At 71.6% G+C, this 11,870-nt stretch carries 10 protein-coding genes; 3 read left to right on the top strand and 7 right to left on the bottom strand.

Annotation, left to right across the window (positions count from 1 at the left end):
• Window positions 1-160: 160 nt before the first annotated feature.
• The 4 genes from WBN91_RS28950 to WBN91_RS28935 form a co-directional block, all read right to left on the bottom strand.
• Window positions 161-340: an acyl-CoA carboxylase epsilon subunit gene (locus WBN91_RS28950; protein WP_337727483.1), complete on the bottom strand. Its 180-nt coding sequence runs from the start codon at window positions 338-340 to the stop codon at window positions 161-163.
• A complete protein-coding gene (locus tag WBN91_RS28945) occupies window positions 337-1,926 on the bottom strand; it encodes an acyl-CoA carboxylase subunit beta (RefSeq protein ID WP_337727482.1) in 1,590 nt (529 codons plus the stop codon). The genes WBN91_RS28950 and WBN91_RS28945 overlap by 4 nt, the downstream gene beginning before the upstream one ends.
• A gap of 177 nt (window positions 1,927-2,103) precedes the next feature.
• On the bottom strand, window positions 2,104-2,319 hold the full coding sequence (locus WBN91_RS28940; protein ID WP_337727481.1) for a ferredoxin: 216 nt from the start codon (window positions 2,317-2,319) through the stop codon (window positions 2,104-2,106).
• Window positions 2,316-3,539 (bottom strand): cytochrome P450 family protein, encoded by a 1,224-nt coding sequence (locus tag WBN91_RS28935; RefSeq protein ID WP_337727480.1) that lies wholly within the window; start codon window positions 3,537-3,539, stop codon window positions 2,316-2,318. The genes WBN91_RS28940 and WBN91_RS28935 overlap by 4 nt, the downstream gene beginning before the upstream one ends.
• A 158-nt stretch (window positions 3,540-3,697) precedes the next feature.
• Between WBN91_RS28935 and WBN91_RS28930 the strand changes: the two genes are divergently transcribed.
• The gene (locus WBN91_RS28930; protein ID WP_337727479.1) at window positions 3,698-4,093 is read left to right on the top strand and encodes a YybH family protein; all 396 of its coding nucleotides are present in this window, start codon (window positions 3,698-3,700) and stop codon (window positions 4,091-4,093) included.
• Between the two features lie 50 nt (window positions 4,094-4,143).
• Window positions 4,144-5,310 carry an acyl-CoA dehydrogenase family protein gene (locus tag WBN91_RS28925; protein WP_337727478.1) on the top strand — a complete coding sequence of 389 codons (1,167 nt, stop codon included), beginning with the start codon at window positions 4,144-4,146 and terminating at the stop codon, window positions 5,308-5,310.
• A gap of 131 nt (window positions 5,311-5,441) precedes the next feature.
• Here WBN91_RS28925 and WBN91_RS28920 read toward each other — a convergent pair whose 3' ends face one another.
• Together WBN91_RS28920 and WBN91_RS28915 are read right to left on the bottom strand one after the other, a co-directional pair.
• Window positions 5,442-6,050: a TIGR03086 family metal-binding protein gene (locus WBN91_RS28920; protein WP_337727477.1), complete on the bottom strand. Its 609-nt coding sequence runs from the start codon at window positions 6,048-6,050 to the stop codon at window positions 5,442-5,444.
• Between the two features lie 3 nt (window positions 6,051-6,053).
• Window positions 6,054-7,064, bottom strand: a complete 1,011-nt coding sequence (locus tag WBN91_RS28915) for an RNA polymerase subunit sigma-70 (protein ID WP_337727476.1) — start codon at window positions 7,062-7,064, stop codon at window positions 6,054-6,056.
• 681 nt (window positions 7,065-7,745) lie between these two features.
• Here WBN91_RS28915 and WBN91_RS28910 point away from each other — a divergent pair.
• On the top strand, window positions 7,746-9,899 hold the full coding sequence (locus tag WBN91_RS28910; RefSeq protein ID WP_337727475.1) for a BTAD domain-containing putative transcriptional regulator: 2,154 nt from the start codon (window positions 7,746-7,748) through the stop codon (window positions 9,897-9,899).
• Between the two features lie 179 nt (window positions 9,900-10,078).
• Here the strand turns inward: WBN91_RS28910 and WBN91_RS28905 are convergent, their stop codons facing one another.
• Complete coding sequence (locus WBN91_RS28905) at window positions 10,079-11,503, bottom strand: flavin monoamine oxidase family protein (RefSeq protein WP_337727474.1); 1,425 nt, start codon at window positions 11,501-11,503, stop codon at window positions 10,079-10,081.
• Window positions 11,504-11,870 lie beyond the last annotated feature (367 nt).

The following is an 11,870-nucleotide window of genomic DNA, read 5'->3' as shown; positions in this document are numbered from 1 at the left end:
GACGGGGAAAGAAACCGAGGCCCTTCCCGTGGTCGCTGCCGCTTGGCGGAACGCAAGAGCTCCCCGCCCTTCGGGCGAGACGCCTTCGGCGCGAAAGCGGCGCGGCCGGCCACTGATCGAGTTGGGCATTCCCCGTGTGCCCGAGTTGGGCATTCCCCGTCTACCGGGCGGTCCACGAGCCGGGCGGGGTGAACCAGGTCGGGTTCGACCAGTTCACCCCGCCCGGCCCCGCATCGGCGGGTTCGGCCGCCACAGCGAGCAGGGCGACCACCAGGGCCGCCAGCTCGACGTCGTCAGGTTCGCCGCGCAACACAACGAAGTGCGGCAAAGGCGTCGTCACGTCGGCGGGTTCCCGTGCTTGCGGACCGGCAAGTCAGCCCGCTTGGCGCGCAACGCCGCCAGCGCGTCGATCAGCGTGACACGGGTCAGCTCCGGGTCGATCACGTCGTCCACCAGGCCGCGCTCGGCGGCGTAGTACGGGTGCATCAGCTCCCGCTGGTACTCCTTGATCCGCAGTGCCCGCACCACCTCCGGGTCGCGGGCGGCAGCGATCTCGCGGCGGAACACCACGTTCGCCGCGCCCTCCGCGCCCATCACCGCGATCTCGTTGACCGGCCAGGCGAAGGACAGGTCCGCGCCGATGGAACGGGAGTCCATGACGATGTACGCGCCGCCGTAGGCCTTGCGCAGGATGAGCTGCACCCTGGGCACGGTGGCGTTGCAGTACGCGTAGAGCAGCTTGGCTCCGTGCCGGATGATCCCGCCGTGCTCCTGGTCGCGACCCGGCAGGAACCCCGGCACGTCCACCAGCGTCACCAGCGGGATGCTGAACGCGTCGCAGAGCTGCACGAACCGGGCGGCCTTCTCGGCGGCGTGGATGTCCAGCGCTCCGGCCCTCGAGGCGGGCTGGCTGGCGACGACACCGACGACGTGCCCGTCGAGGCGGGCCAGGCCGCACACGATGTTGGTGGCCCAGTTGGCGTGCACCTCGAACAGGTCGCCGTCGTCGACGATCTCCTCGATGACCTTGACCACGTCGTACGCGCGACTCGGGTCGGCGGGCACCAGGTCCAGGATCGCCTTGTTGCGCCGGTCGGGCGGGTCCTGGCCGACCACGGACGGCGGCGCCTCGCGGTTGTTGGACGGCAGCAGGGACAGCAGGTGCCGGACGTCCTCCAGGCACGTCTCCTCGTCGTCGTAGAGGAACTGCGCCGCCCCGGAGAGCGTGGCGTGCACCTCCGCGCCGCCCAGGCCGTCGTGGGTGATCTCCTCCCCCGTCACGGCCTGCACCACGTCCGGACCGGTGATGAACATCTGCGAGATGCCGCGCACCATGAACACGAAGTCGGTCAGGGCGGGCGAGTAGCTCGCGCCGCCCGCGCACGGGCCGAGGATCACGCTGATCTGCGGGATGACGCCGGACGCGCGGACGTTGCGGCGGAAGATCCCGCCGTAGCCCGCCAGCGCCGAGACGCCCTCCTGGATGCGCGCGCCCGCCCCGTCGCTGAGGCTGACGATGGGCGCTCCCGCCGACTCCGCCAGGTCCATCACCTTGTGGATCTTCTCGGCGTGCGCCTCGCCCAGCGACCCGCCGAAGATGCGGAAGTCGTGCGCGTAGGCGAACACCGTGCGGCCGTGCACCTTGCCCCAGCCCGCGACGACGCCGTCGGTGTACGGCCGGCGGCCCTCCAGGCCGAAGCCCGTGCTGCGGTGCCGGCGGAACTGCTCCAGCTCGCGGAACGTGCCGGGGTCGAACAGCAGGTCGATCCGCTCCCGCACGGTGAGCTTGCCGCGGTCGCGCTGGGCCTGGTCGGCCGCCGCCGAGGGACCGTCGACGGCGGCGGTCCGGGTGGCGTGCAGCTCGGCCACCCTGGCGCGCATGTCCCACGGGGCTTCCCCCGGCGGGGCGTTCTCGGTGGTGGTCATGGCAGTCCTCCCTGTCGAACCTCCGGGGCGGGGTGCGTCGGTCGGGTCCACCGCGCCGGCCGACGCCGGGGGTCGGCCGGCGCGGCGCGGGCACGGTGGGCGTGGGGGAGTCACCCACCGTGCGCCCCGCTGGGGAATCGCCGCGTCCACTGTGGACCACAGTGCGCGGCGGTGGTGTCACACCGACAACTTCAGGATCACCGACTCCGTGGGGCAGGTGGACACCACCGCGTCGGCGGCGGTGACGTCCTCGTCCTCGGTCAACTCCGCGCGCAGCACCTCGGCCTCGCCGTAGGGGTCCAGCCGGAACAGGTGCGGCGCGAGCGCCTGGCACAGACCCGTGCCGCGGCAGGTCTCCTGGTCGACCGCGAGCGTGGCCCTCGCCGCGCTCATGACGCCGGGGCGCCCAGGTCGACCGGCAGGTGCAGGGGCGAGCGGATGAGCCACGTCGGCGCCCACTCGACCTCTTCGCGCGGCACGGTCAGGCGCATGTTCGGGAAGCGGCGGAACAGCTTCGAGATCCCGGTGCCGACCTCCATGCGCGCCAGCGCGGCGCCCAGGCAGTTGTGCAGGCCGTGGCCCAGACCCACGTGGCGGACGCCGGTGCGGGTGATGTCGAGCCGGTCGGCGTCGGGGAACGCCTCGGGGTCCCGGTTGGCCGACAGCAGCGACGCCAGCACCGGCGACCCCTTCGGGATCACCACACCGCCCAGCTCCAGGTCCTCCGCGGCGAACCGGAGCAACCCGGTGGCCAGGGCGCCCTCGTAGCGGATGAACTCCTCGACCGCGTTGGGCAGCAGGTCCGGACGCGCGTTGAGCAGCTCGACCTGGTCGGGGTGCGCCATGAGGCCCAGCGACGCGGAGCCGAGCACACCGCGCGTGGTGTCCAGCCCGGCCATGATCATCACGGCCAGCATGGAGACCAGTTCCTGCTCCGACAGCCGGTCCTCGCCGTCGCGGGCCTGGATGAACGACGACGTCAGGTCGTCCGCGGGGTTCTTCCGCCGCTCCTCGATCAGCTCGCGGCCGTACTCGCCGATCTCCACGAACGCGCGCGTCCGGTCGTCCTGGAGCTCCGGGTCCGTGGTGAACGCCCGGTCGATGGCGTGCAGCATGTCGTTGAAGCGGTCCAGCCGGAAACCCAGCAGGCTGCCGATCGCGCCCGCCGGCACGGCGCCGGCGAAGGACATCAGGTCCGGCTCGTCCTGTGCGGCCAAGTCGTCCAGCGCCTCGTCGACGATGCGGTCCACCGTGGCGCGCCACTCCTCGATGCGGCGCGGGGTGAACGCGCCCATCGCGAGCTTGCGGATCCGGGTGTGGTCGGGCGGGTCGAGGACGGTGACGATGTCCTCCACCACCGTGCCCAGCGCGAACACCATGCCCGCGGCGCGGGCGCGGTCGTTGGCCCACTTCATGCCGGAGGTGCTGAAGCGGTTGTCGCCCAGCACGGTGTGCACGTCGGCGTAGCGGGTCACGATCCAGGTCGGCACGTCGTCCACCGGGAAGGCGAACTCGTGGACCGGGGAATTCTTCCGCAGCCATTCCAGCGCCGGGTGCGGATTGCGATAGTACTCGGGGGTGAACAATTGGGGTGACAGCACCGGAGCAGCCATCGACGGTCTCCTTGGTGGGGTTCGCGTGAGCAGCCTTTGCGCTCGCCCGAGGCTAGACAGACCCGGTAACCGCCGGGTCATCACGAATCGCGTCCGACACTTACCCGGCGTTACCCCGGTGTGGGTTTCCAGTGCTTCTCCGTATTTAACGTGCCAGTATGACCCGTCAGCGTGACGATTTCGAACTCACCGAAGACGCGACCGAGATCACAGCGCGGTACGTGCGCGCATTCAATGCCGGCGACGCCGACGCCGTCAACCGGTTCTACACCGACGACGCGGTTTCCGTGTGGGAGCCCGGCGTGCCGCTGACCGGCGACGCGCGGCGCGAGCACATCGAAGAGGTCATCGCCCGCGGCGCTTCGGTGCAAGCCACGCAGCGGGAGGTTTACACCACCGGTGACACGGCGCTGTTGATCGTCGACTGGACGTTGTCGGCGACCAACGCGGAGGGGGTCGTGGAGGACTCGGCCGGTGTCGGGGTCGACGTGCTGCGGCGCGGGGAGGACGGCAAGTGGCGCTACGCCATCGACGACCCCTACGGCCGGGAGTGAACCCCCGCGAGGCGGGTTCGGCGATCGAGTCAGCAGAGAGAGGATCCACCATGCCCGACAGCGAAGCCCTCCGGTCCGTGCTGGGCGCCGTCCAGGACATCGTTCCTGTGCTGCGCCGCAACGGCCTCCAGGCCGAGAACGAGCGCATGATCCCCGCGGAGAACATCGACCTCCAGGACAAGGCCGGCGTGTTCCGGATGGCGGTGCCGCGCCGGTTCGGCGGACTCGAACTGCCCCTGGCGGACAAGGTGGCGGTGCTCTCCGAGATCGCCCGCGGCTGCCCGTCGAGCGGGTGGCTGGCCGAGACGTGGGCGTCCAACGCGTGGATCGCCACGCTCTACCCCGACCGCGCGCAGGAAGAGGTGTTCGCCAACGGCTCGGTGCGCGTGTCCAGCGGCTTCGCGCCCACCGGCAGGTTCGTCCCGGTCGACGGCGGCTACCGGCTCAACGGCCGGTGGGGCTTCAACTCCGGCTGCCTGGGCGCGCACTGGAACGTCACCGCGGGCATCGTCGAGGGCACCGGGGCCAGGGTCCTGGGCCTGGTGCCCATGTCGAAGCTGACCACCCTCGACGACTGGGACGTCTCCGGCGGCGCGGCCACCGGCAGCGTCACCACCGTGGCCGAGGACGTCTTCGTCCCCTGGCACCGCGTGCTGGACTTCGACCACGCCCTGGCCAACAACGGCCCGGGGCGCACCAACGGCGGCGCGGACGGGCGTTCGTACGGCCTGGTGAGCATGATCATGGCCGAGTGCGCGGCGGTGTTCACCGGCATCGCGCGCGGCGCCTACGAGCTGTTCATGGAGCGGCTGCCCGGACGGGGCATCACCTACACCTCCTGGACCGACCAGAAGCTGCACCCGCTGACCCAGGTCCAGGTCGCCACCGCCAAGAACAAGATCGACGCGGCCGAGGCGATGTCCCGCGTGTGGCTCGACCTGCTCCAGGAGCGGGCCGACGCGGGCGAGCTGCCCACGGTCGAGGAGCGGGCGATCGTGCGCGGCCAGACCATGTTCGCCGGGCGGCTGGCCCAGGAGGCGGTGGAGATCCTCTACTCGCTCAGCGGCGGGTCGGTCATCCAGCGCAGCGTGCCGTTGCAGCGGTTCCACCGCGACATCCAGGCGTTCATGCACCACGGCCTGACCAACGTGACCACGAACCTGGAGGTCCAGGGGCGGGTCCTGCTCGGGCTGGACCCCGACACGACGTTCCTGTAACCCCTCACGGGGAGGTCCGGGAACGTCGATCGACGTTCCCGGACCTTCCTCGTGCCCGGTGCGGGCGCCCTTCCGACGCCGAACGTGCGGCTCCCGTGCCTCAGCGCCTCAGCAACTCAGCGCTCAGCAACTCAGCGCCGCAGGACCAGGCCCGGGTCGCGGCCCAGGTAGGCCACCAGGCGGTCGCCGGGCGTGGCCGACGCGGTCACCGGCACCGGGTCGGCGAACTGCGGGTGCCGGTCCGTGGGTCCCACCGCGGCCCTGGCGAAGTTGTACAGGTCCGTCGCGAACGCGTCCGGGATGACGCAGTCCAGGCCGCACGTCCGCGCGATGTCCCAGCCGTGGACGGCGATCTCCAGCGCGCCGGTGCCCGCCAGCACCAGGCTGTGCAGCGGCTCGCCGCCGACGTCGACCAGCCGGTCGTCGTCGCGCCCCGCGCCGACCGAGGACTCCAGCAGCCGGGTGGTGAGCCGGCGGAACACCAGCAGCACGTCGCCGTCGCCGGCCGGGAACCCTCCGGGCGCGAGGCCCAGGCGCCGGTTCTCGATGCCCTCGGCCAGCGTGGCCAACGAGTCGTTGACGTGCCACAACAGTGTCCGCATGTCCCACGGCCGGCACGGCGTCGGCAGGGACAGGTCGTCCGCCGTCACGTGGTTGACGACGAACCGGGCGTAACCCGTGGCCCGTTCGGCCAGGTCCTTGCCGCGGACGAGGTCGGCCAGAGCTTCCTGGTGGATCATCGCTCAACGTGCCCGTGTGTCGTCGTCGATGGTCGACGGGAGGCCGTAGAGGGAGAACACCGCGCGGTCCTCGGCCACCGTGATGCCCTCGATCCCCGAGTCCGAGACGTCCAGCACCTCCAGCGAGTGCGCGCGCAGGACGCCGTCGGGGGTGGCGCGGTAGACCGCGAAGCCCGGCCGCCCGGAGATGGTGACCGGCACCATGTGGCAGTTGCCCAGGGTCGGGCACAGCGCCAGGTGCCGCGCGATGATCTCCCGGCCGGTGAGCACCTCGGGCTCCGCGTGCCCGGGGTCCAGCACCGCGCCGTCGGTCAGCAGGCTCACCAGCACCGCCGTGTCGCCGCTCTCGAAGGCCGCGGCGTACTGGTCGAGCATCTCCCGCCAGTCCGGGTCGATCTCGTCGGCGGCCAGCGGGGAGACCTGGGACAACTGGGCCCGCGCGCGGCGCAGCATGCTGTGCACGGCGCTGCCGGAGGTGCCGATGAGCTCCGCGATCTCGTTGGCCTGCCAGTTCAGCACGTCACGCAGGATCAGCACCGCGCGCTGGCGTGGCGACAGGTGTTTCCACACCATCTGCAACGCTTGGGCGCGGCGTTCTCGCGAAGCGACGATCGCCGCCGGGTCGGTGCTCTCCAGGGAGAGGGAACCGGCGCTGAGCAGGGCGCCGTCCTCCATGCCCCACGTGCCGTGCGCCTGCTCGTCGCCCCGCGAGTGCGGCAGGCCGGAGGGCAGCGGCCGGCGCTGGCGGCTCTCCAGCGCGGTCAGGCAGACGTTCGTGGCGATCCGGTACAGCCAGGTGCGGAACGACGAACGCCCCTCGAAGCCGCTGTAGGAGCGCCACGCGCGCAACAGGGTCTCCTGCACCTGGTCCTCGGCGTCGTGCACGGAGCCCAGCAGCTGGTAGCAGTGCGCCAGCAGCTCGCCGCGCAGCGAGTTGGCCTGCACCATGAACTCCGCGTCGGCACCGCCGCTCACCGTCATGTGCTGGTCGACACCCTGCGGGTACAACGTCATCTCATCCCCCATGCGGCACGCAGACCTCTGTCACAGGGTTAGACCGGGCTCGCGCCCGAAATTCGTCGTCCCCGTCGCGACGAATTTCACCGGTCCCGGTGGTCTACCCCTTGTGCGTCAATCACCGAGCGAAGCTACCGCGCCGGCCGGGGTCACCGGCGCCCTCGACCCGCGCCGCCGGAAGGCACCGGCGCGGCCCCGCCCTGCCCGCTCCACGTCCGCCGTCGTCCCGTCGGCCGGGTCCGACCCGCTGTCCGAGGTCGGCGACCCGCGGCGGGCGACGGGTGACCACCGGCTGACCGGGCGCGGGGTGGCCGCGACCGCACCGCGCGGCGCCCGCCGTCGGGGACGGCTTCACACCGGGCCGACCCCGGCGCCGGCAAGGTCATCTTGACTGCGATCCGACTGGGGCGGTCGACGAAACCGTGCTGTCGATTCGGACGGGTTCCCGAAGTGACGATCGGCCGCGGACATGGCGGACGGGTCGGCGACCGGCACCGAACGGCGGATAGGTCACCATATCGCCGATGATGCTACATTCGTTTGGCAGGGTAACCTTTCCGGGGATGCGCCGTGTGGCGCGGAGGTTACTCCGAAGTGATTCGACCCAGATAGCGGACGCCTCGCGCGGTCATCGTCGACCGCCCGGCGACCGGACCTTACTCACCTGATACGCGAACCTTGGGGGCATCGTTGCGTTTCAATATCCTAGGTCCAATCGAAGTCTTATCCAGCGGTCGACCACTCACCCTGGGCGGAGCGAAACAACGGGCCACCCTGGCTTTGCTGCTGATGAACCCGAATCGCGTCGTCGCGACTCGCAAACTGCTCCAGGCGTTGTGGGTGGAGGAAGAGCCGAGAACCGCCAGGAAGATCCTCCAGAACGCGGTGTGGAGCCTGCGCAACCTGCTCGCCGACGCGGCCGAGGGTGACGAGCGGGTCGAGCTGCGCACCCAGGCGCCGGGCTACGTGCTGCGGGTGGAGCAGGAGAGGATCGACATGCACTGGTTCCTCCGCCTGGTCAGGGAGGGCCGGGCGGAGCTGGCCAACGGGTCGCCCGAGGTCGCCGCGTCGCTGTTGGGCAAGGCGCTGGCGCTGTGGCGCGGGCCGGCGATGGCCGACCTGGTCGACACCTGCGGGACGTGGCCGGAGTTGACGGCGCTGGAGAACGCCCGCCTCGACGTCACGGAGGACTACTTCGACGCCGAACTGGCCTGCGGGCGGCACCGGACGGCGCTGGACGAGCTGGCCCTGGTGGTGGAGCAGGAACCGTTGCGCGAGCGGCGCAGCGGGCAGCTCATGCTGGCGCTGTACCGCAGCGGCAGGCAGGCCGACGCGCTCCAGGTCTACCGCCGCACGCGCGCCGAACTGGTCGAGAACCTCGGCCTGGAACCCAGCCAGCAGCTCAAGTCCCTCCAGCAGGCGATCCTGAACCACGACCCGCGGCTGGCCCGGATCACGCCGCCCGGGGTGTCGCCCGCCCCGGTCGTGGTGCAACAGCGCCGCCCGGTCACCACACCGCAGCAAGTCGGCACACCGCAGCAAGTCGGCACACCGCAGCAAGTCGGCACACCGCAGCAAGTCGGCACACCGCAGCCGGTCGCCGCCCAGCCGGTCGCCGTGCCGCAGCAGGTCGCTTCACCGCCGGCGCCCGTGGCACAGCCCGTGGCCGTGGCGCAGCCCGTGGCGGTGGCGCAGCCCGTGGCGGTGGCGCAGCCGGTGCCCGCGCCGCGCTCGCTGCCGGAGCAGGAGACGGCGCCCACCCACCAGGTCGGCATCCTCATGATCCGCGCCCGCCTCGTCGAGCACGACGACCGGGCCGCCGAGCTGGTGGCGGAGGTCATCCCGGAGGTGGTGGAACGCTTCGACGGGACGATCACCACCTCGATCGGCTCGATGTCGCTGACCCTGTTCGACCTCGACGACGCCGAGGAGGGCCTGCGGACGGTGTGCGCCGCCGCCGCGATCCGCGAGGTGCTCGCCGACGACCCGCGCACCGCCGGGCACGACGTCGACTTCCACGCCGCCGTCGTCACCGGCAAGACCCGCGTCCCCGGCCCGGCCCGCGGCCTGGACTCCGTGTCGCCCGCGTCACTGGACGAGTGCGCGGCCCTGCTGGCGCACGTGCCCGCCGGGGAGATCTGGGTGTGCGGCACGACCCAGGGCATGTCGCCGGCGGCCACCTACGAGCACGTCGCCTTCGAGCACCCCAAGGGCGAGCCGTTCACCGCCTGGCGGCTGGTGGAGGGCTCCTCCGGGACGGCCTGCGCGTACGCGCGCAAGGGCGAGATCGGGTTGCTGCACGACCTGCTCGGCTGGGTCGGCACGTGGTCCCGGCCGCACCTGGTCACCGTGCTCGGCGCGGCGGGCACCGGGAAGTCGCGGTTGGTCGAGGGGTTCGCCCGTTCGGTCGGCCGGGCCGACCAGGCCCACGTGGTGACGCTGCGGTGCGGCGAAGGGCCTTCGGGCACGGTCGCCCGCGCGCTGGTGGAGGCGTTCGGGTCCTGGGACGGTGACGCGCCGGAGGTCCTCGACGAGCCCGGGTGGGGGCGGTTCGTCGACCGGATGAGCCTCGACCGGCCCGCGGTGGTCGTCATCGACGACCTGCACCTGACCGACGACTCCCTGCTCGACCTGCTCGACGACATGACCGGCTCCCGCCGGGCGCTGCCGCTGCTCGTGGTGGTCGCGACCGACCTGGAACTGCTGGGCAAGCGCCCGCAGTGGGGAATGGGCCGCAGCAACACGACGACCATCCCGCTGGACCCGCCGGTGAACTCGCGAAGACTGGCGCCGGTGGCGACGCTGAACTACAGCGGGGCTTTGGTGAAGTGACCGCGGGTGGAGTGGCAGTGCGTGGAGTGACAGTGGGTGTAGTGGCGGCGGAGTTCGAGTAGCGACGGAATTCGACCCGCCGCCGGGCGCGTCCGGCGGCGGAGGTGCGCCCGGCGGCGGGTCGATCCGGACGACGACGGCGGGGTCCGGTCCCCTGGAGGACCGGACCCCGCCGTTCGTCACAGCAGGCGCAGCACCTGCTCGGCGGCGCGGGAACCGGTCTCCATCGCGCCCTCGACGTAGCCGTACCAGCCCAGGGCGATGTCACCGCCCGCGAAGGTGACCCGGCCGTGCGGCTGCTGCAAGCCCTCGACGATCGTCGTGAGCTGGTTGGGCCGGCGCAGCGCCCACCCGCCGCGGGCGTACGCGTCCCGGTGCCACGCGGTCACCCGGTAGTCGAGGATCCGCGCGCCCGGCAGCACGGTGTTCAGCCTGGCCTCCATCGCCGCCCGATCGTTGTAGGGCAACGTCGGGTCGACGCTGAACGCCACCGCCAGCTGGTCGCCGCCGGCCAGCTGTCCCTGCGGGATGACCCACGAGAACGGCTGGCCCTCGGTGCCGACCGCCGAGGTCGTCACGCCGGGGGCCAGGCGGAGGTGGATCTTGAACGCCGTGGGCACGCCGATGCCCTGGCCGGTCGCGGTGCTGTGCGCGCGGGGCAGGCCCGGCGCGAAGTAGATCGTCCGCCACACGTTGGTCGGGACCGCCACGACCACCGCGCCCGCGGTGAACCGCGTGCCGTTGGAAGTCACCACGGTGACCGTCCGGCCGTCGTCGATCACGGACACGACGGGTGAGTTGAGCCGCAGGTCGGCCTGGCTCTCCGCGAGCATCGCGTCGATGAGCGCGCGCATACCGCCCACCGGGCGGTATGCGTTCAGCGTGTCCCAGCCCTCCTGGTTGTGGCCGCCGAGGGCCCACCACTGGGCCAGCGCGGTGAGGCCACCGGTCGTGCTGGAGCCGCCGGAGTAGATCGAGGTGACGCCGCTGAGCCACAGCTGGTCCTGAGTGGACAGTCCGAGCCGGTTGACGGCGTCGCGCAGCGTCAGCGGGTCGACCGCCGCCAGCAGGTCCCGCCGGGCGAACGGGTCCAGCGGCTGCGGGAAGTACTGCTGCGAGCCCTCGAACAGCCTGGCGATCAGGCTGACCAGGTGGTTGTTCGCGGCGACCGCGTCGATCTCCCGCGGGCCCGACGAGGTCGGGTAGAACGACGTGGGCACCGCCACGCCACCGGGCAGCAGGCCGATGCCGTACCGGTTCAACTCGGCGATGGCCCGGTGCTGCCGCAGGCTGAACCACTGACCGCCGTACTCGATGGACTCACCGGCGAACGAGCCGGTCCAGGTGCGACCACCGATCCGGTCGCGCGCCTCCAACAGCACCACGCTGCGGCCGGCCGCCCGCAGCGCCCGCGCCGCCGTGACGCCCGCGAACCCGGCGCCGATCACGATCGCGTCGGCCGAGCGGCCCGTCGCGCGGGCCACACCCCCGGCGCCCGCGCCCGCCGCGACGGTCAACGCCGTGGCGCCGGCCGCGGTCAGGAATGTCCGTCGCCCCAGCTTGCCGTCACCGCGGCCAACCTGGTCATCACGTTCCGAACTCACCTTGCGCACCCTCTATCCCCCACGTGAGATCTCGATTCCACGCCGCTGGACGGGCGAGTCGTTTTTACTCCTGAAGTTTTATCGGCGAGCGGTAACCGGGTGTCCACCGCGATTTCACCTTCGACGATTACCCGGTGGTTACCCGGGGCGCGCTTTATCCCGATTGGGCGGAATTGCCGACATCGCCACACGGGTGCAATTGCCGCGGGCACACGCCCGCCCTACCAGGGAAATGCCTCGAAGCGCGCTACACATCCCACGATCGGGTGATTCGCCGGCTCCGAACGGTGTCGATCGGCGGTCGTGGGGCCGGGTTCGGCGCGGTCGGCGCGCTACGGTGCCTTGTCGGTGCCACACCGAGGGAGGG

The sequence above is a fragment of the Saccharothrix sp. CCNWYY140 genome, assembly GCF_037401995.1.
Lineage (GTDB): Bacteria > Actinomycetota > Actinomycetes > Mycobacteriales > Pseudonocardiaceae > Actinosynnema.
The sequence above is the reverse complement of the archived record's forward strand: the minus strand, read 5'-3'. Positions and strand labels throughout refer to the sequence as shown.

Coding starts and splice junctions, on each gene's coding strand:
- WBN91_RS28925 (WP_337727478.1), top strand. CDS start 4,144: ATGCCCGACAGCGAAGCCCTCCGGTCCGTGCTGGGCGCCGTCCAGGAC.
- WBN91_RS28915 (WP_337727476.1), bottom strand. CDS start 7,064: ATGACGTTGTACCCGCAGGGTGTCGACCAGCACATGACGGTGAGCGGC.
- WBN91_RS28920 (WP_337727477.1), bottom strand. CDS start 6,050: ATGATCCACCAGGAAGCTCTGGCCGACCTCGTCCGCGGCAAGGACCTG.
- WBN91_RS28940 (WP_337727481.1), bottom strand. CDS start 2,319: ATGAGCGCGGCGAGGGCCACGCTCGCGGTCGACCAGGAGACCTGCCGC.
- WBN91_RS28945 (WP_337727482.1), bottom strand. CDS start 1,926: ATGACCACCACCGAGAACGCCCCGCCGGGGGAAGCCCCGTGGGACATG.
- WBN91_RS28935 (WP_337727480.1), bottom strand. CDS start 3,539: ATGGCTGCTCCGGTGCTGTCACCCCAATTGTTCACCCCCGAGTACTAT.
- WBN91_RS28930 (WP_337727479.1), top strand. CDS start 3,698: ATGACCCGTCAGCGTGACGATTTCGAACTCACCGAAGACGCGACCGAG.